Raw genomic sequence first — 25,456 nt, forward strand, 5'->3', positions numbered from 1 at the left:
CCCCTTATTTCTTTTGATGCAGTGTCTTAACGCTTTCCCGCGTGTATTGAAGGCGTTCGAGCGTGTCTTCATAATGTCCCGCAGCATACGATAAGAACAAGACATCGATCGCAAATAGTTGGGCGAGACGCGAACTGAGCGCAGCACTACGAAGCGGTGCTTCCGGAGCGCGTGATGTCCAAAGCGCGATATCCGCTAGTTGGCTGATCCGGTTGTCCCCGAAACGTGTCAGACTGATGACCTTCAGCCCTTGGATTTTCGCCAAACGGATCAATTCGACAACCTCTTCTGTTTCTCCGCTATAGGAAATCGCAAAGAAGACATCTTCTTTACGTGCATTCGCTAAGATCGTCGCAAGTAGGTGCTGGTCCGTTTCTTGAATCGCTAGTTTTCCGACACGCGTCCATTTTTGAGCAGCGTCTTCGGCGACGACATGCGATGCCCCAATCCCATAAAAATAAATCGCACGCGCCTGATCAATCACATCAATCGCATCCGCAATCCGTTCATCATTCAACTGCTTCGCAGTATCCTGTAACGCTTGAATGCTGTTACTAAGCGTTTTTTCAATCAAGTCGACAGGACGTTCATCCTTTTCGATATCGTGATACCCTTTTAAATCCGTCCGTGCTGTATCGGCAGAGATACGCATCCGCAACTCCGGGTATCCCTTTAATCCAAGCGCGCGGCAGAAGCGGACGACTGCAGCGGCACTTGTATCCGATTCCTCTGCGAGTTGGTGGATCGTCATGCGCGCAATTTGGTTCATATGCGTCAAGACATAGTCTGCGACTTTTCGTGAGGACGATGGTAGTTCCTCTCGAACTGCACCGATTTGTGAATAGATACCGCCTTTCATCTACATCTCCCCTTTATCCTCTTCTTTTTAAAAGAACTAACGATTTATCACTTACCGCGTCGTTCCTGTGTGTAGAACTGTTCTTCTTTCATTATGCTCTCTCCTACTGGCTTTCGTAAATCTAAAAAATGGGAAAGTGAAACAAAATACCATTCTTCTTCCATACCCTTCCTTTCTGATTCATATGCTTTTCTCTTCCAGCGTCCGTTCTACAAAAAAAGCGACATTCCGTCCATTGGAGGAATGTCGCTTCATAAAGTGAATCGAGAAATCAGCGAATCTTGACGATTGGTTTTTTTGTATCCGGATCGAGGAACAGCATCGCTTCCGTATCCCCGTTCAAGTTCGTCACAGTGATCGTCGTTGGAATGTTTCGATTATACTCCCAACGATTCTCAAGCAGATACGTCACGTACTGAACGAATGCGACGAGTTCTGCTTTTCCGTAAAATTGAACGGGAATCTTCATCTCAAGCTTTTTCAGTTCGTCTTCTTGATAGAAGCCTTCCCCTATCATACCGGTGTAGTTCGGGAAGTAGTCTTCTAGACGGTCTTTAAATAAATCGAACTTCGCCGCATCATCCCGCACATCATTCGTCGCGCGTGCTGACGGGTAGTAGTAATAGCGCTCATTGTAGTTTTTCCAGTCGTTCGCACTGATTTGATTCCCGCGACCGATGAAGGCAGACGAGAGATAGTGACCGGAAACCGGTGATCCTTCTTTTTCCTGGAGGTAGAGAGCGACGTGAATCGGTGTCGTCTTCATCCCTTGTGTCTTACGCATCTTCTTGACTAACTCGTTTGCCATCCGCTTTCCTTCAGCAACGACTTTCTTTTCATCAAGTTTAACGGTATAGGTCGGTCCATAGTTTTCATCTTGGAACACATACTCACTATTTAAGACAAGCGCAATCGACGTGCCACCGAGTTCGAGTTTCTTATCTTCTTCAAGCATGTAGTCTTGCTCTAAGATATGCGATAGAATCATAGGTGACTTTTGGTTTTTTTCTTTATACGACTTACCAGACGTATAGGCTGGGTTCAGACCTTCAGGATCGCTGACGCCATCGCCTGCTTTTCCTTTTCGCAACAACCATTTCGCGATTTGGTCGGCTTCGAGTAACTGACCTTCTTGGTAATAGTATTTTTCCGGATCAAAAAACTGTGTCGAATGACGCATTAAACCCGTTTCGATTTCATCAAGCTCAAGACGTGAACTGACACGTTTTTGTGTCATTCCACGTGCGACGCTTGGACGAAACGGTAAGACCGTCCGGTAGTACGAATCTGTCGTATCAATGGCTGGACTGACGACGGCTTGGACTTCCTTACCTTGTTCACTTTCAGTAATGACTTCTTTTGTATCGCTACTTGGCGAAAGGTCGAACGAACAAGCACCTAAAAATAACGTGCTCGATAACGTCAACGCTACTGCTGTTTTATAGTTCATCTCTATTTGCACCCCATGTTTTTTAAATCGTTCTCTTTATCATAACAGAATCGTTTTCCATCGGGGAAGGACAAGTTTTCCCCTGATTTTCAAAAAAGATGATGCGCCTTAGCGTATCCGAAAGGACTTTTTCTCATGACACGTCGTAAATTCATCGGTCTGCTTTTTTTACTGGCAGGCATCGCCCTTATTGCTTGGCCCTTCATTAGTGACTATCAGCGTGAACAAGAGGCAGCCAATTTAAAAGAACAATGGACAAAAAGTCTAAAGACCGTCGATGCAAAAGAGACGAAACAACCGCTCGCAAAATCAGGTGTTGGACTGCTCTCGATTCCAAGCATAGATTTCGAGCAAGTCATCTTAGAAGGCTCGACGACAGCGGTCTTAGACCGTAGTATCGGTCATATTCCAGAAACCGGATCACCCGGAAAAGGCAATTATGCGCTCGCCGGACACCGAAGTTTCACGGAAGGGCTTCATTTCAATCGTCTGCCTGACGTCAAAAAAGGCGATACCGTCGTCGTCACGACAAAAACACATCGGTATACGTACCGCATCACATCCAGTCGTCTTGTCACACCGACGACATTGTCCGTCCTCGATCAATCCGTCGCTTCCCCAACCATCACATTAATCACCTGTGATCCACCAGAAACGGCAACGAATCGTCTCATCAAACAAGGTACTTTGATTCGGAGCGAAACGATTGCTTCGTGACAAGGATGAACACGAAAAAAGGAAGGCGGAATTCCGCCTTCCTTTTTATTTGATCGTTCTCATTCATCCTGCTCACGCTTCGTGTTTAGCTAGTTCTTCTAACAGACGCGCTTCATCCCAAATTTCGATACCAAGCGATTCCGCCTTCGTCAGCTTAGAGCCTGCCTTTTCCCCTGCGACGAGTACGTCCGTCTTTTTACTGACGCTTCCTGTCACATCGGCACCGAGTGCTTCGAGTCGTTTACCAGCCTCTGACCGTTTTAAGCTCTCGAGCGTCCCCGTCAAGACGATCGTTTTGCCACCGAGTGGTGCATTCGTCTGGTCAACCCGTTCCCCAAGGAAACGTTGATTGACGCCCAGTTGTTCCAAATCACGAATCAATGCCTGTGCTTCCGGATGTTCGAAGTACTTCACGATCGAATCCGCGATTTTCCCACCGATGCCATCGATTGCGACAATCTCCTCGTAGCTTGCTGCTGCTATCCCTGCTAACGAATCAAAACGTTCCGCTAGAAGATACGCCGCTTTTTGACCGACGAGTCGGATTCCGAGACCAAACAAGAGACGCTCGACCGAGTTCTGTTTCGAAGCTTCGATTGCCGCAAGTAATTTATCGACGGACGTCTCACCCATTCGATCAAACGTCAATAATTCTTCACGATCGAGTCGATATAAATCGGCAATCGTCCGGATTGCTTCATGATCATACAATTGACGGACGACTTTTTCACCAAGACCATCGATGTTCATCGCCTGACGCGAAACGAAGTGAATGATACCTTCCATCAATTGCGCTGGACATTCCGGACTGACACAGCGGATGTCGACTTCACCTTCGAGACGGACAAGTTCCGATTGACAGGCCGGACAATGCGTTGGGAAAACGATCGGTGTCTCTTCCCCTGTCCGTTCTGCCGTGACGACTTGTACGACTGCCGGGATGACATCGCCTGCTTTTTTAATGATGACTGAGTCCTGAAGGCGGATATCTTTTTCAGCGATGAAGTCGGCGTTGTGCAGGGTCGCATACGTCACTGTCGATCCTGCGACGACGACCGGTGCAAAACGGGCGCGAGGTGTGACTTTCCCGGTCCGACCGACACTGAAATCAACGTCTTCAACCGTCGTCATGACTTCTTCCGCCGCAAACTTATAGGCTGTCGCGAAGCGGGGACTTTTTGCTGTGAAGCCGAGCTCTTCCTGATCATCGTATCGATCGACTTTCAAGACGATTCCGTCAATCTCATATGGCAGGCTCGCGCGTGCTTCTGTCCAGTGCGCGATGTAGGCAAGAATCTCTTCCACCGTCTCACACGTCTGCATATGTTGATTGGTCGGTAACCCGAGTGAAGCGAGTTGTGCCATCGCTTCGCTATGTGAACGGGCCGTCAACGTATTGACACCGACGCCATACACGAACAACGACAGATTGCGCGACGCTGTGATCGACGAATCCAGCTGACGCAGACTACCTGCGGCCGCATTACGCGGATTCGCGAACAATGTCTCTTCCCGACTTGCACGGTCTTCATTCAAGCGTTCGAACGATTGCTTCGGCATGTAAGCCTCACCACGGACTTCGACCGTCTCTTCTGCCTGCAAACGAAGCGGTAACGCTTTGATTGTCCGTAGGTTCTGCGTGATGTTTTCGCCGACGGTTCCATCGCCACGCGTTGCCCCACGAACGAATCGGCCGTCTTCGTATTTCAGCGAAATCGCAAGTCCATCGAATTTCAGTTCGGCGACATACGTCGTCGAACGTCCGAGCGACCGCTCAATCCGAGCGACCCATTCGCGAATTTCTGTCTCATCAAAGACGTTTCCGAGCGACAGCATCGGTAAATCATGCGTCACCTTCTCGAACGCTTCGAGCGGTGCCGCGCCGACGCGTTGCGTCGGCGAATCCGGTGTGATCAGTTCTGGATGCTCTGTTTCTAACTCCGTCAGTTCACGAAGCAATTGATCGTACGTCGCATCCGGTACCGTTGGTTGATCCAGTACGTAGTATTCGTAGCTGTATCGGTTCAATGTTTGACGAATCTCATCTATACGCTGGCTTGCGTCCATCTGTGGACCTCCCGTCATACCTTTTTAATCGGTGCGAATTTCGCGAGTAATCGTTTGATTCCGACTGCTGGGAATGCGATATCGATTTCAAGATTATCCCCTTCACCACGAGTCTGGACGACTGTACCGAGTCCCCATTTCCCGTGCTCTGCCTTATCTCCGACCGACCAACCGAGCGTTTCCGCACCTGACGTCTTCATTGCTGTCGGTTTGCTGATCGAGCGACCGATGACGGCTTTGCCTTGCGGAACAGGGCGGTCTTCCCATGGAAGTGGCTTCGCTTTTTTACCGGTCCGCTCGATGACGACTTCCGGCAGCTCCGCTAGGAACCGTGATTCTTGGTTCGCATTTGTCCGTCCGTACAGAGAACGCATCCGCGCATGTGACAAGTAAAGGCGTTTCTCAGCACGTGTGATCCCGACATACGCGAGGCGACGTTCTTCCTCCATCTCGTCTTCATCCTGAAGCGAGCGGCTATGTGGGAACAAGCCTTCCTCCATCCCAATCAAGAAGACGACCGGGAACTCGAGTCCTTTTGCCGAGTGGAGCGTCATCAATGTAACTTGTTCTTCCGGATCCGTCTCGTCGAGTGAATCGACATCGGCGACGAGTGTCAAATCAGTCAAGAAGGCGATGATCGTCCGATCTTCTGGATCGGCTTTCGCCGTTTCCTTCTCAAAGTTTTGCGCAACGGTGATGAACTCGTTAATGTTCTCGAGACGACTTTGTGCTTCTAGTGTCTTATCTTCCTTCAGTACTTGACGATATCCTGATTTCTCGAGTACTTCTTCGACCAGTTCCGACAGGCTGATGAATTCTTGCATTTGACTGAGTCCAAGAATCATCGTCCGGAAATCCGTCAGCTTCGCTGCCGTCTTCGGTGCGATACTCGACAATTCGATATCGCGAATCGCTTCCATCAATGACACACCCTGTAAGTCGGCGAAATCACGCAGCTTATCAATCGTCGTTGCGCCGATGCCACGTTTTGGTTCGTTGACGATCCGCGCGAAGGACAGGTCTTCATCCGGATTCGAAATCAAACGGAGATAAGCGAGAACGTCCTTGATCTCTTTACGATCGTAGAACTTCGTGCCGCCAATCATTTTGTACGGAACGTTCGATTTCAGAAGTGTTTCCTCGATCGCACGCGATTGTGCATTCGTCCGGTACAGAATCGCGATATCGCTCAGTTTCATCCCGTAACGAAGCGAGTTCCGAATCTCTTGGACGATATAAAAGGCTTCTTCCCGCTCATTCTCTGCCGTATGGACGATCAGCTTCTCGCCTTCATCATTATCCGTCCAAAGTTTCTTGTCTTTGCGTGTCGAGTTATTTTGGATGACATGGTTAGCCGCCTCCAAGATTCGTTTCGAAGAACGGTAGTTTTGCTCGAGTAAGATGACAGCTGCATTCGGATAGTCCTCTTCGAACGAGAGGATGTTCGCGATGTCAGCACCACGCCAGCGATAGATCGACTGATCCGAGTCCCCGACGACACAGAGATTCTGATGTCCCGATGCTAACAGGTTGACGAGATCATACTGGGCTTTGTTCGTATCTTGATACTCATCGACATGAATGTAGCGGAATTTCTTCTGATAGTAAGCAAGGACATCCGGACTCTTCTTGAACAATTCCGTCGTTTTTCCGATCAAATCATCAAAGTCGAGCGCGTTGTTCCGGCGTAAGACCGCTTCATATCCTTTATAGATTTCAGCAACTGTCTTTTCATACGGGCTCGTCACGATCGAGGCGTAGAATTCAGCACTGCGTAATTCATTTTTCTGTGACGAGATGATCGTCAGCATCGAACGTGGATCCCATTTTTTCGGGTCCAAGTTTTGTTCCTTTAAGACGAGCTTGATCGCCGACTGCTGATCACTTGAATCAAGAATCGTGAAGTTACGGTCGTACCCAAGCTGATCGATGTCACGACGTAACATCCGGACACACATCGAGTGGAAGGTCGAGACCCAAATATCATTCGCGACACCACCGACCAAACGACCGATCCGGTCTCGCATTTCTCGCGCCGCCTTGTTCGTGAACGTAATCGCGAGGATGTTCCACGGTGCGACTTGTTTAGCCGCCATCAAATAAGCGACCCGATGTGTCAGGACGCGTGTCTTCCCGGAACCGGCTCCTGCCATGATCAGCAGTGGACCTTCCGTATGCTTGACTGCTCTTGCTTGCTCAGGGTTTAGTCCACTGACGAGCTGTTCACTCAAATTAAACATATCAATAGCCTCATTTCTTATATTCCGAACTTTTGTTCCTATATTTTATCGTGTCGCTGCGACAGTCGCAAGCGCTGCTTTTAAATCCTCATAAATGACGTTCCCGACGACGATCGTATCCGCATACTGCAGCATCTCACGCGCTCGCTCTTCGGAGTCGATTCCTCCACCGTAAAACAGGCGTGCCTGTTTCAAGACATCGCGAACGGCTGCGACTCGTTCCGGTTCTCCGTAAACGCCGCTGTATTCGAGATATACGACCGGTAGACGGAAGACGCTATCCGCTAACTGCGCATAAGCGACGGTCTCATCTAATGTTAACGGTTTTGCTTGTGTCACACGCGCGACCTTCGCATCAGGATTCAGGACGATATACCCTTCCCCGACAAGATCAGCGTGAGCCAGCATATGACCGACTTGTTCTAACGCCTCGACTTGTTTTTCGACGACGTACTCTAATGTACCCGCATTCAGGACCGTCGGTGTCAGATACGTATCAAATCCCATCGTTGCGGCTTCGAGTTCAGAAATCTCGAGTGCCACTGCGACTGGATACCGGCGCAAACGCATCAAGAGATCAAGCGTCGCATCGAGTGTGATGTCATCCGTTCCACCGACAAGAATCGCATCCGTTCCGGACGTCGCAATCGCCTGCAGGCTAGCATCATCGATTGGTTTTGCTGGATCTAGTTTAAAGACATGTCGCCATTCATTAAAAGGTAATAACACGGTTCGTCCCATCCTCTCTTTCTCATTCCACATTCAGTATAAAACAAAAAACCATCTCGCGCAGGGCGAGATGGTTAGACGTGTGTCCGTCGTTTCGTCAAGAGTGACGCCAGTAACAACGCAAAGACCGCATATACCGGCACGAACGCCCACGGTTCTGCCAAAAAGAAGCCGAGTACCGGAACGTCCAGTAACGGTGAATCCGGTGAACAGAGTGCTCGCCCATTGACGAGCGCCAAAAACGGTAAGACAGGAACAGCAAAGATATAGGCGAAGTTGATCCAAAAGGCATGTTTCATAAAAGAGCCTCCTTATCCGATGATGACGGATTCCTTCGGATAGTTGTAGTTACGTTTCGGTTGGTTCGCCTTCAAGAGAAGAACGAACGAGATGACACCGATTCGACCGATGAACATCAGCACGGACAACGTCCATTTTCCGATATCCGATAGTTGATCCGTGATGCCGAGCGATAGACCGGTCGTTCCGAACGCCGAACAGGCTTCAAAAAACAGCACGAGGAATGGGGCATCCTCGACAAGCAACAAGACGATCAATCCGACCATCGTCACACCAGTCGAGACGACGATGACGACGAAGGCTTTCCAGATGTCCGACTGACCAATCTCACGACCAAAGATTTTGATGCCGTATTCGCCTCGGATGAAGGCGATGACACTCAAGACGGCGACCGCGAACGTCGTCGTTCGAATCCCCCCACCAACGGAAGACGGTGACGCCCCGATGAACATCAAGAGCGACAGGACGAAAATCGACGCTTGTGAGAAGGAGGTGATGTCGACCGTCGTCAATCCCCCGTTTCGGGTCGTGACGGATTGGAACAAGGCGTCGACGAGCTTCTCATCGATCGGTAAACCTTTAAAGGATTGGTTCCATTCAAATAGCAGCAATGCTACCGTTCCGAATAGGACGAGAATGAAGAACGTTGACGCCGTCAATTTTGTAAACAGTGAAAAATGATACGGTTGACGTGTCGCTTGGCGTGTCGCCCGGTACGAGATGTAGCGCCGGACTTCGACGAGTACCGGAAAGCCGATCGCACCAAGTGTCAGTAACAAAATTTGCATGAAGACGACGAACAAATCACCACGAAACGGTAGTAACGATTCACCCGTGATATCAAAACCAGCATTCGTCGTCGCACTGACCGATCCGAACAGTCCTTGGAGCATCGCTTCACCTAGTGTCGGAAAATATTTCGTATAGTACAGCCCGAGAATCAATGCCCCAATCAATTCAATCGAGACGATGATCAAGATGACTTCCCGAATGTATTTGACGACCCCTTGCATCGTCGTCTGGTTTTGATCTCGGACGACGAGTTGGCGTTCCCGAAAGCCGATTCGTTTTCCGAGAATGACCCACATCGCGATATGAAGCGACATCAAACCGATTCCGCTGACTTGCACTAAAATCATGATCATGAAGTAGCCGAACGTCGTGAAGGTTTCTGAGACCGAGACCGTCGTCAAACCAGTGACACTGACACAACTGACCGCCATGAAGACGAGGTCCGTGAAATCCCAGTTGTAGTCTCCCTTGGTCGACCACGGCAGACCGAGCATGATGATTCCGATGATGACCGCAACGAAGTAGATGATGACGAGCGACTGGATGGGCGTCAGCCTTCGAATGAAGTGCTGAATTTTATGTTGTAACGCAAAATCCAATATGACACGCCCCCCTTCATAGAAGTAGCGGATAACATTAGTTATCCGCTACTTCTTGCTCGATAAGACCTAGGCGGGCAAGCGCCAGATCATAACCGCCCGAACCGTAGTTCAAGCAACGTTTGACACGCGAGATCGTTGCTGTTGAAGCACCGGTCGCCTTTTCGATTTTGTGATACGTATTGCCTTCACGTAATTGACGTGCGACTTCAAGACGTTGGGCGAGCGCCTGGATTTCGTTGACGGTCGCTAAGTCTTCGAACAACGTATAACAATCTTCTAATGAATCCATCTTCATGATGGCTGTAAATAACTGATCCAATTCTTTTCCACGCAATTTATCGAGTTGCATCTTGTGACTCCCTTTCCCATTCAATTGCTCTTTAATAGTTTAAAGCGCGACGTTTTAAAATTCAAGCGTCATCGCAAAATCGCTGGGAAAAGGACTTTTTTCCTAAGGACTTCGTATATTCCCTGCGGTGTGATCCGCACATATGGCAAGTGAGTGGACGCTAGGAATAGCAACGTATAGACAGGATCTTCAAACGCATAACCGCGTTCAAACAAGGCTTCCCGTAAAGCGGTTTCCTGAACGATCAAATCTTCGAGTGGCAAGTCGGACGTCTGCCCCATCAAGGTCAACGGAACTTCAGCGATGACTTCTCCGTCCTCGACGAGAACGATTCCGCCACCGAACGCTTTCATGCGATCAAACGCGACTTGCATGTCTCGTTTCGATTTACCGATCATCAAGATATCACCGCTAATCGAGTACGAACTGACGAGACCTCCGACTTGTGTCGCAAAGTTTTTCAGAACGGTATTCAGTCGCCACTTCCCTTCCCGGTCGAGTAACATCAGGAAGGATTCATCACATCCTGCTGGTAGCACAGGCACACTTGTATCGTGTTCGACTTGATAGAGCTTCATGATGACGGAATTGACCATCTCAAGACCAACCGGCATGCTGAATGAGAAATCTTGTTCCGTTAACGAAACCTGGACTTCTGAACGTGGCATGAGCGCATAGACTGCATCAAGCGCTTCTGCCGGGTAACAAGGGATGTCTGCTTGACGGACCCATGTGCCGCGCGCAAGCACGGCGACAGGTGTCGGTGCGTCTTTTGCCTCAAGGAAATTGAGATGCGCGATCCGTCCAGGTGCGATACTCCCGAGTAGATGATCGAGATTAAAATGACGCGCTGCATTGTACGACGTGATCCGGTACGCTTCTTCGACCGGGATGCCTGCCTCAAGCATCAATCGAATCGTCTCGTCCATCATGCCTGCTTTATAAAAGGACGGCGTTGAACCATCTGTCGTCACGAGTACCTTATCGAACTGCGTCAACCCTGCTTCGACGAGACCTTTAAAGATATCCGGTAGATCTGGACGAATCGATGAATAACGAATTGTCGTCGTGTAGCCAAGTTCAAGACGTGTCATCGCTTCTTCGACCGTCATCGCCTCGTGATCGCTCGTCACGCCATACAGCGCCATCTTCGTCAGCGTCTTCGCTGAAGCACCAGGGAAATGACCTTCGATCGGTTTTCCGAGTTTGATCGCATCCTGCATCCAATGGAGCAATTCATCGTCCCCTTGCGAGAGACGTGGCCATCCCGTCAACTCACCTGCTTGGATGACTTGTGGATGCTTGAGCCACGCTTGAATCCGGCGATTATCGATCGAGATACTGTCGGCATCAAGCTCGGTTTGTGCGTCGAGTCGTGCCCACCAGTACATTGAGGTCGGTAAGTCTGCTAGCGCCTCGACTTGAGCAAACGCTTGCTCCGTCGGCTCTAATAATAACAACATGTTGTCGTTGACGAGCGTCGATGTTCCCCGCTCTGCTGCGAATTTTGCAAGACTCGCTGGATTGTAAAGTTGGAACGGATGGGCATGGGGTTCAATGTAACCGGGTACGATATATTGACCTGTCGCATCATGATACGCATCAGCTTGTTCCGGCATTTCTGGACCGACATAGACGATCCGGTCGCCACTGATCCAGATGTTCGCCGTCCGCCATGCTTTGACACCATGATTCAGGTAAGTGGCATTCTGTATGACAAGTGTCGGTGCAAGCTTTCCGCTGATGACCGCTTGGTGTGTTCGTACTTCAGATTTCGTCCAAGGGGATCTTCCACAATTTTTTTTCACGAAAGCTCGACCTCCTTTGTTTTATTGAAAACGCTTTCTTATAGTTCTTATACTAAAATGTTGCTAAGTAAGTTTCAAGAAGTTTTGCCCCGTTCCGGATTCATTTGGTCAAAATAACACAAATTCGCCATGGAAGACAAATCTTTTCGTGCACTTCGCCAAGAAACAAAAAAACCAGACGCGGCTCCTTCGAGCACGTCTGGTTCAGATATCATGATTCATGCGAGGCACGAAAGGCTTTTTGAGCGATATCAGTTCGGTAAAAGAATGGTTGATTCGTCACGTCTGGTAAGTTCGCATAGACCTGTTCGACAGCCTGCTCGATCGTCTCGGCACGGCTGACACATACGAGGACACGTCCACCAGCTGAGACAAGTTGATCGTCTCGTTCTGCCGTGCCGGCATGAAAGACGAGAAGACCGTTCCCGATCTGATCAAGTGGAATCGCTTGTCCCGTTTTTGGCGCTTCCGGATATCCTTCTGCTGCGACGACGACACCGACAGCTGCTTGATCCGTCCAAACGACTTCTGGTATCTGTCCGTCCATCAGCGGCATGATGACATCAAGCAACGGCGTCTCTAAGCGCGGAAGAATGACCTCTGTTTCCGGATCACCGAACCGGGCATTGAACTCGATGACGAATGGTCCTTGTTTCGTCAGCATCAGACCGGCATAGAGGAAGCCGGTGAACGGAATTCCTTCGCTTGCCATCTGATCGACGAGCGGCTGAATGATGCGATCAACAGCTTCTGTCGTCAACGCTGCTTCGTCCCACTGAGGAAGCGGAGAATACGCGCCCATGCCTCCTGTGTTCGGACCTAAGTCACCGTCAAACGCCCGTTTATGATCTTGCGACAATACCATCGGGATGACCGTCTCTTCGTGCACGAATGCCATCAACGAACACTCTTCCCCGATCAGGCATTCTTCGATGACGACTCGGCTTTGTTGACCGTATTCTCCGGCAAACGTATCGTGGATTGCAACAAGCGCCTGGTCCACGGTTTCTGCGACCGTGACTCCTTTTCCAGCAGCAAGTCCATCGGCTTTGATGACGATCGGTGCACCCGCTTTGCGAACATACGCCTCTGCATCTGCTGCTGAAGTAAAGACGGCGTGAGCAGCGGTCGGAATACCGGCACGCTCCATCAATTCTTTCGCGAACTGCTTACTTCCTTCGATCGCTGCCGCTTCCCGTGTTGGTCCGAAGATTTGCAGTCCCGCTGCCTGAAAGGCGTTAACGACTCCGAGAACGAGTGGTCCTTCTGGTCCGACAATCGTCCAATCGATCTGTTCGTCTTGTGCGAACGCCACGAGTTCATCGATAGCATCTTCGGCGATCGGAACACATGTGGCTTGTGTCATCCCGGCATTCCCAGGCGCAGCATACACGGTCTCGATCCGTTCATCCTGTGCCAGCTTCCAGACGAGCGCGTGTTCACGCCCTCCTTTACCAATCACCAATACCTTCATTCAAATCGCCTCCACTTAGTGTTTGAAATGTCGAACGTTCGTAAAGACCATCGTAATGCCATGTTTGTTACACGCATCGATCGACTCTTGGTCACGAATCGAGCCGCCTGGTTGAATAATTGCTGTAATGCCAGCTGCTGCTGCCGCTTCGACCGTATCACCCATTGGGAAGAAAGCATCGGAAGCAAGGGACGCGCCAACTGCTTTTTCTCCGGCTTGCGTAATCGCGATGTTCGCTGAACCAACACGGTTCATCTGTCCTGCACCAACACCGACCGTCACTTCGTCCTTCGCGAGAACGATCGCATTCGACTTGACGTGTTTGACGGCGCGCCATGCGAGTTTCAAGTCCTCCCATTCCGCTGCTGTCGGTTTGCGGTCTGTCACGACACGTGCTGCTGCATCATCGAGCGTCTCATCGTCACTGTCTTGGACGAGCATGCCGCCAGCGACTGCCGTATAACGGATCGCTTGGACACGCTTGACGTCGAGTTCAAGCAGACGGATGTTCTTTTTCGCTGACAACAAGGCGAATGCTTCTTCTGTGAAGGATGGAGCGATGATGATCTCAAGGAAGATACCGCTCAATTGTTCTGCTGTCTCTAAATCGACTTCACGGTTCAAGGCGACGATGCCACCAAAGATCGACACTGGATCGGCTGCATGAGCGCGGCGGAATGCCTCTCCGATCGTTGGACCGACGGCAACACCACATGGGTTCATGTGTTTGACGACGACAGCTGCTGCTTCGCGGAACTCGTCGAGAATTTCAAGTGCAGCGTTCGCATCTTGAATGTTGTTATACGACAACTCTTTACCGTGTAACTGTTTCGCTGAAGCAAGGGAAGCCCCACGGTAAATCGGTGTTTTATAGAAGGCTGCTTCTTGGTGTGGATTTTCTCCGTAACGGAGATCCTGAACTTTCTCAAGCGTGATCGTCAACTGATCGGGGAACTTCTCGCCTGTTTGCGTCAAGAAATAATCCGCTATCAACGCGTCGTACGCCGCTGTATGCCGGAAGGCTTTCGCTGCAAGACGTTGACGTGTCTCAAACGTCGTACCGCCTTCACGAATCTCAGCAACGACAGTTTCGTAATCAGCTGGATCGACGACGACCGTGACAGCTGCGTGGTTTTTCGCTGCTGAACGCAACATGCTTGGTCCACCGATATCGATGTTCTCGATCGCATCGGCATAGGCGACGTCTTCTTGTAAGACCGTCTGCTTGAACGGATACAGATTGACGACGACGAAATCAATCGGTTGAATCTGTTGCGCAGCCATCTGCTCACGATGGGATTCAAGATCACGACGACCGAGTAATCCACCATGAACCATTGGATGGAGCGTCTTGACACGCCCATCGAGCATTTCTGGGAATTGTGTGACTTCACTGATACCAATGACCGGAAGCCCAGCTTCCTCTAATGCTTGATGTGTTCCGCCTGTCGAGACGAGCTCGATCCCTGCTTCATGGAACGCTCGTCCTAATTCGACGATTCCTGTTTTATCAGACACACTAATTAACGCTCTCATACGTTTGCCTCCTCTTTCATCCACTCTTCGATGACTTGCGGATACAGTCTATGTTCGACACGCTGAATCGCTTGTTGCAATGTTTCACGCGTCATCTCTTCTGTAATCCGGACGGCTTCTTGGGCCATGATCGGTCCTGTGTCCATGCCTTCATCGACTATATGAATTGTAACACCTGTGATTTTAACTCCGCCACGAAATGCTTGTCCGATCGCATCTTTTCCCGGGAAGGCCGGCAGTAGCGACGGGTGGATGTTGACGATCCGCCCTGCGTATCGTCCGAGCAACTCTTCCCCAATCAATCGCATATAGCCGGCGAGAATGATCCGTTCAACGCCTTTTGCTTCAAGACGGGCAATGATTTCCCGCTCAAAACTCGGTTTATCCGGATAGTCCTTCGCCCGAAAGACGAAGACGTCACATCCGCGTCGTTTCGCCCGTTCAATGACTGCTGCGTCCGGTTGATCGCAGACGATCAGTTCAATCGAGGCATGTAACGTTCCTGCCTCGATTGCTTCAAAAAGTGCTTCGACATTACTACCGCTTCCTGATGCAAAACAGGCGATCTTCATGCGTCGACTCCTTGAATTCGAACACCTTCTTGATCGGTCACGTGACCAATCACGTACGCCGTCTCATTTTCACGAGCGAGGCGTGCTGTTACTTCCGCTACATCTTCTGGTTTGACGATCAACATGAAACCAATCCCCATGTTGAAGACATTATACATGTCATGTCGTGGAAGGTCACCCGCTTGCTCGAGCCAGTCGAAGACTGGTAACGTCGGCCACTTTTTCGGGTCGAACGATGCGCCGAGACCTTCTGGCAAGACGCGTGGTACGTTCTCGTAGAATCCCCCACCCGTAATATGAACCATCGCTTGGATCTTTTCCGTCTCAAGGGCTGCTTTGACCGCTTCGACATAGATACGTGTTGGCATGAGCAGCGCATTTCCGAGCGTATGACCGAGCATCATGACTTCATCTTCGTATCGGAGACCACTGTCGGCGACGATTTTACGAACAAGTGAGAACCCATTTGAATGGACGCCGGACGAAGCGAGACCGAGAATGACATCTCCTGCTGCGACCTTATCACCTGTGATCAATTTTTGTTTCTCGACGGCACCGACGGCGAACCCGGCGATATCATATTCGCCGTCCGCATACATCCCTGGCATTTCCGCTGTCTCGCCGCCGATTAACGTACATCCCGCCTGGACGCAACCTTCTGCGACACCTGCGACGATCCGTTCGATCTTCGCCGGAATCGCCTGACCGAGCGCGATATAGTCAAGGAAATAAAGTGGTTCCGCGCCTTGGACGATGATATCGTTCACACACATCGCGACACAGTCGATCCCAATCGTATCGTGTTGTTCCAGTGCGAAGGCGAGCTTGAGCTTCGTACCGACACCGTCTGTCCCACTGACAAGGACCGGTTCTTTCAACTGCAATTGGCTGAGGTCGAACATCGCACCAAAGCTACCGAGTCCCGTCAATACTTCTTTGCGCATCGAACGGGCGACGTGTTTTTTCATTCGGGTGACTGACTCATATCCTGCTGTCAGACTCACACCTGCTGCTTCGTAATGTTTGCTCATGTTCTTCCCCCATCTATCAAAGTTTAGCTTCTAACTCGAGCGAACCGAGCGGTGTCGGATACTCTCCTGTGAAGCAAGCGGTACATTGTCCTTTTAACGGTCCATCGAACGGGCGATCGATCGCATCGACCATGCCCGGTACAGTCAAGAATTCAAGTGAATCTGCACCGATTTCCTGACGGATTTCTTCCGGCATCAACCGAGCAGAGATCAGTTCTTCCTTCGACGAAGTATCAATCCCGTAATAACATGGATTCGTGATCGGTGGTGCCGTGATGCGGACGTGCACCTCCGTCGCACCCGCTTCACGTAACAAACCGACGATGCGACGACTCGTCGTTCCTCGGACGATTGAATCATCGACCATGATGACACGCTTTCCTTGTACGACGCCGCGTAGCGCGGACAACTTCATTTTGACCCCACGTTCCCGTAACTCCTGTGACGGCTGGATGAACGTCCGTCCGACATACCGATTCTTGATCAATCCCATTTCATATGGAATTCCACTCGCTTCCGCGTAACCGATCGCTGCCGAAATACTTGAATCCGGCACTCCGGTAACGACGTCTGCTTCGACCGGTGCTTCTTCATACATCTTTTTCCCAAGTGCTTTGCGAGCCGTATGGACGTTGACGCCATCAATGATTGAATCCGGACGTGAGAAGTAGATGTATTCCATCGAACACATCGCCCGTTCACGTGGTTCCATGTATTGACGAGACGACATGCCGTGTTCTGTGATCGTTACGAGCTCCCCTGGCTCGATATCACGAATGAACTCCGCACCGACGATATCAAAGGCACATGTCTCTGACGCAAATACGATGCCGCCATCCGGTGTCTTCCCGAGTGACAGTGGACGCAGTCCGTGTGGATCAACCGCCACGAATAACGTGTCTTCCGTTAAGAAAAGAAAAGCGAATGCCCCAACGAGACGGGCGAGACTGTCGGCAATCCGGTCTTCGAGTGTGTCGAGCTTACTGCGTTTGACGAGATGGGCGACGACTTCTGTATCACTCGTCGTCTGAAAGATGGCACCTTCTGCTTCTAACAGGTGCTTCAGTGAATCGGCGTTGACGAGGTTTCCGTTATGTGCGAGGGCGAGATCTCCCGTCCGCGATTTGAAATGCAGCGGTTGAGTATTCTCAAGCGTGTTTCCACCTGCTGTCGAATACCGGACATGTCCGATCGCGTGATGTCCTTTCAGATTCGTCAGTGTCTCTTCCGAAAAGACTTCCGTTACGAGTCCTTGCCCGCGGTGCGGGAAGAGGTCGTCACCGTCACTCGTGACGATGCCTGTCCCTTCCTGTCCCCGGTGTTGCAAGCTATGCAAGCCGTAATAGGCGAGTTGCGCTGCATTCGGTTGTCCGAAGATCCCGAAGACGCCACACTCCTCATTTAGTCCTTTGATGTCATATAACACGCGATTGCTCCTTCCCAGTCTCCCTGTAAGGTCGAACGGTCTGCTTCGATCCGTGTCTCTGCCGTTTCGATGACGAGAAGCTCATCGTTCGTAACGACACCGATCGCTTGAGCACCAGTCCGTTGTTCGAATGCTGTGACGTGCGCTTGTGGCACAGTGACGATGAAGCGTGATTGCGATTCGCTGAACAGGTGTAACGTTGGTCCGTCAAACTGAACCGTCAACCCGAGGTTCGTCCCAAACGTCATCTCAGCGAGAGCGATTGCGAGACCACCTTCTGATACATCATGCATCGCATTGACTTCACCTGCTTGTACTGCCTGCTGTAACAATTGTAAGCGTGCGTGTTCGACGGCTAAATCAATCTGTGGTGCGCGACCGAATGATTTACCGAATTGCATATATTGAAGCTCACTACCACCAAACTCGGCTGTTGTTTCTCCTAATAGATAGATCTGGTCACCAGCTTGTTTGACGTGTTGCGTCGTGATCCATTCGGTTTGCTCGTGTAAGCCAACCATTCCGACGACCGGTGTCGGGTGAACCGCTTGACCGGCTGACTCGTTGTAGAGTGAGACGTTTCCACCGATGACAGGTGTCTCAAGGACACGACATGCTTCGGCCATACCGGCTGTTGCTTGTTGCAACTGCCAGAAGCCTTCTGGTTTATCCGGATTTCCGAAGTTCAGACAATCCGTGATGGCGAGTGGTGTCGCCCCACTCGCGACGATATTACGTGCTGCTTCCGCAACCGCAATCTGTCCACCGACGTATGGATCCAAGTAGACGAAGCGGCTGTTACAGTCGGTCGTCATCGCGAGCGCTTTGTTCGTGCCGCGGACACGAATGACGGCTGCGTCTGATCCTGGTGCGACGACGGTCGATGTCTGGACCATATGATCGTACTGATCGTAGACCCAACGTTTTGAAGCGATCGTCGGCTGACGGAGTAACGCCCGCCATGTCTCAACGACATCTTCGACGACTGGAAGCCTCTCTTCCATCGCTTGGAATTCTTCATAATACGCAGGAACGCGGGATGGTTTTTCGTAGACTGGTGCTTCTTCCGCTAACGCATCAACCGGAACTTCTGCCACGATATCTCCATGATGAATCAACCGTAAGACTTTCTCTTCAATGACTTCTCCGACGTGAACGGCATGGAGTCCCCATTTGCTGACGATTGCTTCGATCTCTGCCTCACGACCACGCTTGACGACGAGTAACATCCGCTCTTGTGATTCCGAGAGCATCATTTCGTAAGCAGTCATCCCTGTTTCTCGTTGCGGAACGTCATCGAGGTGCATCTCGATGCCCATACCGGCTTTTGAAGCCATCTCTGCTGAAGACGATGTCAGTCCGGCAGCACCCATGTCCTGCATCCCGACGAGTGCCGGATGCCCGACGATTTCAAGACAAGCTTCAATCAATAGCTTCTCCATGAATGGATCACCGACTTGAACAGCCGGACGTTTTGCTTCCGTATCCTCTCCGAGATCCTCAGAGGCAAACGTCGCACCATGAATTCCGTCGCGTCCAGTAGCTGCACCGACGTACATGACTGAGTTCCCGACACCTTTTGCCTGACCTTTTTGAATATCCGCATGGTTGATTAAACCGATACACATCGCGTTGACGAGTGGATTGCCTTCATACGAGCGATCAAATCCGATTTCGCCACCGATCGTTGGGATCCCGACACAGTTGCCATAACCCGCGATTCCGGCGACGACTTGTTCGAACAGTTGATTGACACGCGGTGTACCGAGATGCCCGAAGCGGAGCGAGTTCATAAGTGCGACTGGTCGTGCGCCCATCGAGAAGATGTCACGAATGATTCCGCCGACGCCCGTCGCAGCCCCTTGGTACGGTTCAACAGCGGATGGATGGTTGTGGCTTTCGATTTTAAAAACGACTGCCTGCTCATCGCCGATATCAACGACACCTGCACCTTCCCCTGGTCCTTGTAAAACACGTGGTCCAGTCGTTGGGAATTGACGGAGGACGGGTTTAGATGTCTTGTATGAACAATGCTCGGACCACATGACCGAGAACAATCCTGTTTCCGTATAGTTCGGTTGGCGTCCGAGTAAATCGACGACCATCTGGTATTCCGTATCACTCAAGCCCATCGTGGCATAGACGCGTTGCTCTTGAATCAATTCTGGTGTTGGTTCAAACTGTTGTTTTAGCATGGTGTGCCCCCTGTTTGACGAGTGAAGTAAAGAGTTTTAGTCCATCTGTTCCGCCAGTCAATAACTCGACCGCTCGTTCCGGGTGTGGCATCATCCCGAGAACGTTGCCGGCTTTGTTCGTGATCCCGGCGATATCACCGCGTGAGCCGTTCGGATTATCGACATACGTGAAGGCGATTTGTCCGTTCGTTTGGAGCATCGCGTAAGTCGCATCGTCACAGTAGTAGTTTCCTTCACCGTGCGCGATTGGAATCGAGATCGTCTCGCCTGGCAGATAATCCGATGTAAAGCGTGTCTTCGTATTTTCAACCTTCAGTTCAACCGTCCGGCACATGAACTTCAAGCCGTTGTTGCGATGCAAGACACCTGGTAAGAGTCCCGCTTCGACAAGGATCTGGAATCCGTTACATACCCCGAGGACCGTTTTCCCTTCTGCCGCAAAACGTTTGACTTCTTCCATGATTGGTGAGAAGCGCGCGATCGCGCCGCAACGGAGGTAATCTCCGTAGGAGAATCCGCCCGGCAGTAGGACGCCGTCGTAGCCTTCAAGTGATGTTTCGGTATGGAAGACGTATTCCGCTTCTTCTCCGAGGGCATCCTTGACTGCATGGTACATATCTAAATCACAGTTCGATCCCGGAAAGACGATGACCGCGAACTTCATGCTGGCGTCACCTCTTCGATCGTAATCTGGTAATCTTCCATCACTGTGTTGACGAGTAGTTTTTGACACATCTCATGAATCATCGCTTCTGTCGTTTCCGTTTCAACGAGCAGTTCAATCTGTTTTCCGATTCGGACACTCTCGACACCGGTAAAACCAAGCTGTTGCAATCCGCCTTTTACAGCAACTCCTTGTGGATCTAAAATGCTTTCCCGTAATGCGATCGATACGATGACTTTTTTCATTGTGTGTTTCCTCCTAGGCGATTGAATAGTGTTTGGTAGGTCTCTGTCAGTGAACCGATGTTGCGGCGGAAGACATCTTTATCGAGATGTTCTCCTGTCGCCTGATCCCACAGGCGGCATGTATCAGGTGAAATCTCATCAGCTAGTAGAATCGTTCCGTCTGCCGTCTTTCCGTATTCCAGTTTAAAATCAATCAACGTGATTCCGTTTTGACGGAAGTAGGGTTGCAATACTTCGTTTACGCGAAGCGCCTTGTCCGACAACTGTTTCAACTCTTCAGAAGTCGCAATCTTCAGTAAATTGATGTGTGATGAGGTGACGAGTGGATCGCCTAACGTATCATCTTTATAGTAGAACTCAACGATTGGTGTTTCGAGCACCGTACCTTCTTCGATACCGAGCCGTTTACTCAAGCTTCCCGCGACGACGTTTCTGACGACGACTTCGAGTGGAATGATGGTGACACGACGTACGAGCTGTTCGCGCTCCGAGACACGTTCAATGAAATGTGTCGGAATGCCCGCTTGTTCGAGGATTTCAAAGAAATGACTCGTCAACCGGTTGTTCAATTCGCCTTTTCCAGCAAAGACTTCTTTTTTCTCGCCGTTGAATGCCGTGGCCTCGTCTTTATAGACGATCCGGAGCACATCCTGCTCCTGCGTCGTGTACAATCGTTTTGCTTTTCCTTCATAAAGTGGTTGCATCGCTTTCGTCCCCCATGATCCTAAGATGTAGACGGGGCACGTGCCCCGTCTCAGGTTGATTAGTTCAAGCCACACCGTTCAAAGATTTCATCGACACGACTCGTATGATACGTCGGATCGAAACACGCATCGAGCTCTTCTTCTGTGAAAAGCTGTTGAATGTCCTGTTCTTGCCACAATAAGTCACGGAACATGATTTGTTCTTCCCACGCCTGCATCGCACGCGGTTGAACGAAATCATACGCTGCTTCACGCGACCAGCCTTTTTCGATTAAAGCGAGTAAGACATGTCCAGAGAAGATGACACCAAACGTCCGGTCCATGTTCCGCTTCATGTTGTCCGGGAAGACCGTCAAGTTCTTCACGATGTTTCCGAAACGGTTCAACATATAGTTGAGTAGTCCTGTCGCATCCGGAATAATGATGCGTTCTGCCGAAGAATGCGAGATGTCACGTTCGTGCCAGAGTGAGACGTTCTCGTATGCCGTCACCATGTGTCCACGGATGACTCGAGCAAGACCTGTCATGTTCTCTGAACCGATCGGATTTCGCTTGTGCGGCATCGCCGATGATCCTTTTTGACCTTTAGCGAAGAATTCTTCGACTTCACGTGTTTCCGTTTTTTGCAGACCTCGGATTTCCGTTGCCATCTTTTCGATCGATGTCGCGATCAAAGCCAGTGTCGACATGTAGTGTGCATGACGATCGCGTTGTAACGTTTGCGTGGAGACCGGAGCTGGTTTTGTTCCTAACTTTTCGCAGACATACTTTTCAATGAACGGATCGATGTTCGCGAATGTTCCGACGGCACCCGACATCTTGCCGTATTCGACCGTCTCACGCGCTGCTTCGAAACGAACTTTATTCCGCTTCATCTCTTCATACCAAAGCGCTAGTTTCAGACCGAACGTCGTCGGTTCTGCATGTACGCCATGTGTGCGTCCCATCATGACCGTATATTTATGTTCGTTCGCTTTGACTTTTAAGATTTCGATGAACCGATCAAGATCCGCAGCAAGAATGTCGTTTGCTTGCTTCAACAAATACGAGAGTGCTGTATCGACGACGTCCGTTGACGTGAGTCCGTAATGCACCCACTTGCGTTCTTCTCCGAGTGTTTCAGAGACGGCACGCGTAAAGGCGATGACATCATGACGTGTCTCTTGTTCGATCTCAAGGATGCGGTTGACATCAAAGGAGGCATTGTCCCAAAGCAACTGGACGTCCTCTTTCGGAATGACACCTAGTTCACTCCATGCTTCACATGCAAGAATCTCGACTTTTAACCAAGCCTCGAATTTATTTTGTTCGGTCCAGATTGCTTTCATCTCAGGACGTGTATACCGTTCGATCATTGAACTGTCTCCTTCCATATCGACAGGCGTTCGACTTCTGCCAAAGCATCGTCGACCGTTTCCGCAAGAATGTTCAAATGTCCCATCTTGCGACCTGTCTTGGCTTCTGCTTTTCCATATAAGTGAACTTTCGTCCGAGCGTTTAGTCTCGGCAGTTCCTCGTATAATGCTGTGACATGCTGACCCAGGATGTTCGCCATGACGACCGGTGTCGTCAGACGGGTATCACCGAGTGGGAGACCACTGATGGCACGGATATGTTGCTCGAATTGGGATGTTTCGCAAGCATCAATCGAATAGTGACCCGAATTGTGTGGTCGGGGTGCTAGTTCATTGACGATTAGTCGAGAACCAACGACAAACAACTCGATGGCGAGTGTACCGATCAGCCCGACGGCATCCGCGATCGATTCAGCGAGCGCAATTGCTTCTTGTTCGAGTGATTCGGAAATGCGTGCCGGTACGATCGATAGATGCAAAATGTTCTCTTGGTGAATGTTCTCACTGACTGGGAAGACACGTGTTTCTGTTGCGCTTCGAGTGACGATGACGGAAATTTCCTGATCAAACGGTAACCACTGCTCCGCAACATACTCTGTCGGTTCGAATCGTTCGATTGCCGCTTGGAACTGTTCTTCCGTCCGGATGACGGTCTGTCCTTTTCCGTCATAGCCGAATCGTGCTGTCTTCAAGACGAACGGTAACCCGAGTCGCTGTTTTGCTTCCTCTAAGTCAGAAGGATGCGTCACCGGATAGTACGGAGCGACAGAGTGTCCAATGCGTTCAATCATCTCTTTTTCCCGAACCCGATGCTGCGTTTGAAAGAGGAGATCCGTTCCGTGAATCAGTTTCGTCCCGATCGCTTCAGCGACTTCCGTCGAGATGTTCTCGAATTCGTAGGTGACGACATCTGATTCAGCTGCGAGCTGTTTCGCTGCCTCGACATCCGTAAAGGGAGCTTTAATATGTTGATCCGCCACTTGCGCACATGGTGCGTTGTCCGTTGGATCGAGTGTCAGAATCTCAAAGCCCATCTCACGGGCGGACAGTGCCATCATCCGACCAAGTTGACCGCCACCTAGTATCCCGATTCGTTTCATAACAGGTTTCCTCCAGATGCAATGACGTCTCCTTCTAGTTCGACTCGCATATGATCGAGCTTGCGGGCAAGTCGTTCATCTTGAATCGAAAGAATTTGAGCAGCTAGCAATCCGGCGTTTTTTGCGCCTGCTTCTCCGATGGCAACCGTTGCGACCGGTACACCACCTGGCATTTGAACGATCGAGAGCAAGGAATCAATTCCTTGGAGCGCTCTACTTTTCACAGGAACACCGACGACGGGTAATGTCGTTTTAGCGGCTACCATGCCCGGTAGATGAGCAGCACCGCCTGCACCGGCAATGATGACCTTCAGTCCTCGTTCACGTGCTGATTCAGCATAACGAAACATTAGATCCGGTGTCCGGTGTGCGGAAACGACTTTCTTTTCGTAAGGAATCTCAAGTTGCTCCAACACATCACATGTATGTTTCATCGTTTCCCAATCCGATTGACTTCCCATGATGACGCCGACTTCTGCATTTCCCATCGCTGTTTCCTCCTTTGTGCATAAAAAAAGCCCAAACCACGGCTAAAAGGGTGGCTTAGGGTATAAAAAGGTACGCCAAAGAAATATCGACGAACATCCATATACCCCATAGTCCAACGATTTAGGGTCGTTGGGTAGAAACTTGCAAGCCATATCCCTGCTATTATACGAGGTGTTTATATTCAATCATCCTGTCACGACTTCATCTTAACAAGTCCATCCCAAGGCGTCAACCAAAGGCGAACAATTTAATTGTCTGAAAATTTATCGTTCGGTTTTAAAAGTAGTTTTTCTGATTTCATCTAGTGTCCATTCGGAGTTTATTTTCTTGAAAGGCATCACATGGAATCAAGCACTAAAAAAAGCACCCTTCACATGATTCGGAGGATGCTCTAGGCAGTTATTCGTTCTCTTTCACTTTGCAATCGAAGACGATTTGCTGACGAATTGGATACGGTTCGCCATTAGCGTCTAATCCAAAGATCGGTTCTTCTCGTCGGACCGTCGGGCGGTATCCCATGGCATCGATACGATCCAAACAGGCACCAATCGTCTCGTTCTCTTCGACGGCTACGCGTAGTTTCGTTTTTTTCGCCATATCCCTGTTCAGTCCCTTCATTAAAATGGATACATGTCTTTCTACAAAAAGACACAAAAAAGCGGCGGCCCTTGAGCGTATGCTCCAGAACCACCGTTTGCCTGGCAACGTCCTATCCTCACAGGGGGAAGCCCCCAACTACTTTCGGCGTTCAA

General features: G+C 50.3%; 23 protein-coding genes and 1 riboswitch. Of the genes, 1 reads left to right on the forward strand and 22 read right to left on the reverse strand.

Features of this window, described 5'->3' with window-relative positions:
* Positions 1-4: 4 nt before the first annotated feature.
* Both B3G15_RS05160 and B3G15_RS05165 read right to left on the reverse strand, forming a co-directional pair.
* Positions 5-859: a MurR/RpiR family transcriptional regulator gene (locus B3G15_RS05160; protein ID WP_050678993.1), complete on the reverse strand. Its 855-nt coding sequence runs from the start codon at positions 857-859 to the stop codon at positions 5-7.
* Positions 860-1,130: 271 nt separating this feature from the next.
* Complete coding sequence (locus B3G15_RS05165; protein ID WP_087682081.1) at positions 1,131-2,309, reverse strand: CamS family sex pheromone protein; 1,179 nt, start codon at positions 2,307-2,309, stop codon at positions 1,131-1,133.
* A gap of 135 nt (positions 2,310-2,444) precedes the next feature.
* On the opposite strand from B3G15_RS05165, the gene B3G15_RS05170 reads away from it, so the two are divergent.
* Positions 2,445-3,026: a class D sortase gene (locus B3G15_RS05170; protein ID WP_023467085.1), complete on the forward strand. Its 582-nt coding sequence runs from the start codon at positions 2,445-2,447 to the stop codon at positions 3,024-3,026.
* A 72-nt stretch (positions 3,027-3,098) separates the two neighbouring features.
* Here the strand turns inward: B3G15_RS05170 and ligA are convergent, their stop codons facing one another.
* From ligA to B3G15_RS05270, 20 genes are all read right to left on the reverse strand, one after another.
* Entirely contained in the window at positions 3,099-5,093 is a 1,995-nt protein-coding gene (ligA, locus tag B3G15_RS05175) for an NAD-dependent DNA ligase LigA (protein ID WP_058704951.1), read from the reverse strand.
* 14 nt (positions 5,094-5,107) lie between these two features.
* A complete protein-coding gene (gene pcrA / locus B3G15_RS05180) occupies positions 5,108-7,333 on the reverse strand; it encodes a DNA helicase PcrA (protein ID WP_035412308.1) in 2,226 nt (741 codons plus the stop codon).
* A gap of 45 nt (positions 7,334-7,378) precedes the next feature.
* A complete protein-coding gene (locus tag B3G15_RS05185; protein ID WP_035412748.1) occupies positions 7,379-8,062 on the reverse strand; it encodes a heptaprenylglyceryl phosphate synthase in 684 nt (227 codons plus the stop codon).
* A gap of 74 nt (positions 8,063-8,136) precedes the next feature.
* On the reverse strand, positions 8,137-8,361 hold the full coding sequence (locus tag B3G15_RS05190; RefSeq protein WP_290716644.1) for a hypothetical protein: 225 nt from the start codon (positions 8,359-8,361) through the stop codon (positions 8,137-8,139).
* 12 nt (positions 8,362-8,373) lie between these two features.
* Positions 8,374-9,753, reverse strand: coding sequence for a TrkH family potassium uptake protein (locus tag B3G15_RS05195; RefSeq protein ID WP_029340750.1), 1,380 nt, complete (start codon positions 9,751-9,753; stop codon positions 8,374-8,376).
* A gap of 37 nt (positions 9,754-9,790) precedes the next feature.
* Positions 9,791-10,105, reverse strand: coding sequence for a YerC/YecD family TrpR-related protein (locus B3G15_RS05200; RefSeq protein WP_023467078.1), 315 nt, complete (start codon positions 10,103-10,105; stop codon positions 9,791-9,793).
* A 68-nt stretch (positions 10,106-10,173) separates the two neighbouring features.
* On the reverse strand, positions 10,174-11,913 hold the full coding sequence (locus B3G15_RS05205; RefSeq protein WP_290716651.1) for an adenine deaminase C-terminal domain-containing protein: 1,740 nt from the start codon (positions 11,911-11,913) through the stop codon (positions 10,174-10,176).
* Between the two features lie 211 nt (positions 11,914-12,124).
* Positions 12,125-13,387 carry a phosphoribosylamine--glycine ligase gene (gene purD, locus B3G15_RS05210; protein ID WP_290716654.1) on the reverse strand — a complete coding sequence of 421 codons (1,263 nt, stop codon included), beginning with the start codon at positions 13,385-13,387 and terminating at the stop codon, positions 12,125-12,127.
* A gap of 15 nt (positions 13,388-13,402) precedes the next feature.
* Positions 13,403-14,923 carry a bifunctional phosphoribosylaminoimidazolecarboxamide formyltransferase/IMP cyclohydrolase gene (gene purH / locus B3G15_RS05215; RefSeq protein ID WP_029340747.1) on the reverse strand — a complete coding sequence of 507 codons (1,521 nt, stop codon included), beginning with the start codon at positions 14,921-14,923 and terminating at the stop codon, positions 13,403-13,405.
* Positions 14,920-15,495, reverse strand: coding sequence for a phosphoribosylglycinamide formyltransferase (gene purN / locus B3G15_RS05220; RefSeq protein WP_023467073.1), 576 nt, complete (start codon positions 15,493-15,495; stop codon positions 14,920-14,922). The genes purH and purN overlap by 4 nt, the downstream gene beginning before the upstream one ends.
* Positions 15,492-16,526 (reverse strand): phosphoribosylformylglycinamidine cyclo-ligase, encoded by a 1,035-nt coding sequence (gene purM, locus B3G15_RS05225; RefSeq protein WP_058713878.1) that lies wholly within the window; start codon positions 16,524-16,526, stop codon positions 15,492-15,494. Before purM ends, purN begins: the two co-directional genes overlap by 4 nt.
* Before the next feature lie 16 nt (positions 16,527-16,542).
* Positions 16,543-17,952 (reverse strand): amidophosphoribosyltransferase, encoded by a 1,410-nt coding sequence (gene purF, locus B3G15_RS05230; protein WP_290716663.1) that lies wholly within the window; start codon positions 17,950-17,952, stop codon positions 16,543-16,545.
* The gene (purL, locus tag B3G15_RS05235; RefSeq protein WP_290716666.1) at positions 17,928-20,147 is read right to left on the reverse strand and encodes a phosphoribosylformylglycinamidine synthase subunit PurL; all 2,220 of its coding nucleotides are present in this window, start codon (positions 20,145-20,147) and stop codon (positions 17,928-17,930) included. The genes purF and purL overlap by 25 nt, the downstream gene beginning before the upstream one ends.
* On the reverse strand, positions 20,128-20,811 hold the full coding sequence (gene purQ / locus B3G15_RS05240) for a phosphoribosylformylglycinamidine synthase subunit PurQ (RefSeq protein ID WP_050678983.1): 684 nt from the start codon (positions 20,809-20,811) through the stop codon (positions 20,128-20,130). Before purQ ends, purL begins: the two co-directional genes overlap by 20 nt.
* A complete protein-coding gene (gene purS / locus B3G15_RS05245; protein WP_023467069.1) occupies positions 20,808-21,056 on the reverse strand; it encodes a phosphoribosylformylglycinamidine synthase subunit PurS in 249 nt (82 codons plus the stop codon). The genes purQ and purS overlap by 4 nt, the downstream gene beginning before the upstream one ends.
* Positions 21,053-21,760, reverse strand: coding sequence for a phosphoribosylaminoimidazolesuccinocarboxamide synthase (purC, locus tag B3G15_RS05250; RefSeq protein WP_058704942.1), 708 nt, complete (start codon positions 21,758-21,760; stop codon positions 21,053-21,055). The genes purS and purC overlap by 4 nt, the downstream gene beginning before the upstream one ends.
* A gap of 59 nt (positions 21,761-21,819) precedes the next feature.
* Positions 21,820-23,115 (reverse strand): adenylosuccinate lyase, encoded by a 1,296-nt coding sequence (gene purB, locus B3G15_RS05255; RefSeq protein ID WP_290716685.1) that lies wholly within the window; start codon positions 23,113-23,115, stop codon positions 21,820-21,822.
* Positions 23,112-24,215 carry a 5-(carboxyamino)imidazole ribonucleotide synthase gene (gene purK / locus B3G15_RS05260; RefSeq protein WP_290716688.1) on the reverse strand — a complete coding sequence of 368 codons (1,104 nt, stop codon included), beginning with the start codon at positions 24,213-24,215 and terminating at the stop codon, positions 23,112-23,114. Before purK ends, purB begins: the two co-directional genes overlap by 4 nt.
* Positions 24,212-24,703 (reverse strand): 5-(carboxyamino)imidazole ribonucleotide mutase, encoded by a 492-nt coding sequence (gene purE, locus B3G15_RS05265; RefSeq protein WP_050678980.1) that lies wholly within the window; start codon positions 24,701-24,703, stop codon positions 24,212-24,214. The genes purK and purE overlap by 4 nt, the downstream gene beginning before the upstream one ends.
* An 89-nt stretch (positions 24,704-24,792) precedes the next feature.
* Positions 24,793-24,894, reverse strand: a riboswitch (purine riboswitch).
* Between the two features lie 209 nt (positions 24,895-25,103).
* Positions 25,104-25,301 (reverse strand): NETI motif-containing protein, encoded by a 198-nt coding sequence (locus B3G15_RS05270; RefSeq protein WP_023467064.1) that lies wholly within the window; start codon positions 25,299-25,301, stop codon positions 25,104-25,106.
* Between the last annotated feature and the right edge of the window lie 155 nt (positions 25,302-25,456).

Source organism: Exiguobacterium sp. UBA1053, assembly GCF_002316465.1.
Lineage (GTDB): Bacteria > Bacillota > Bacilli > Exiguobacteriales > Exiguobacteriaceae > Exiguobacterium_A > Exiguobacterium_A abrahamii.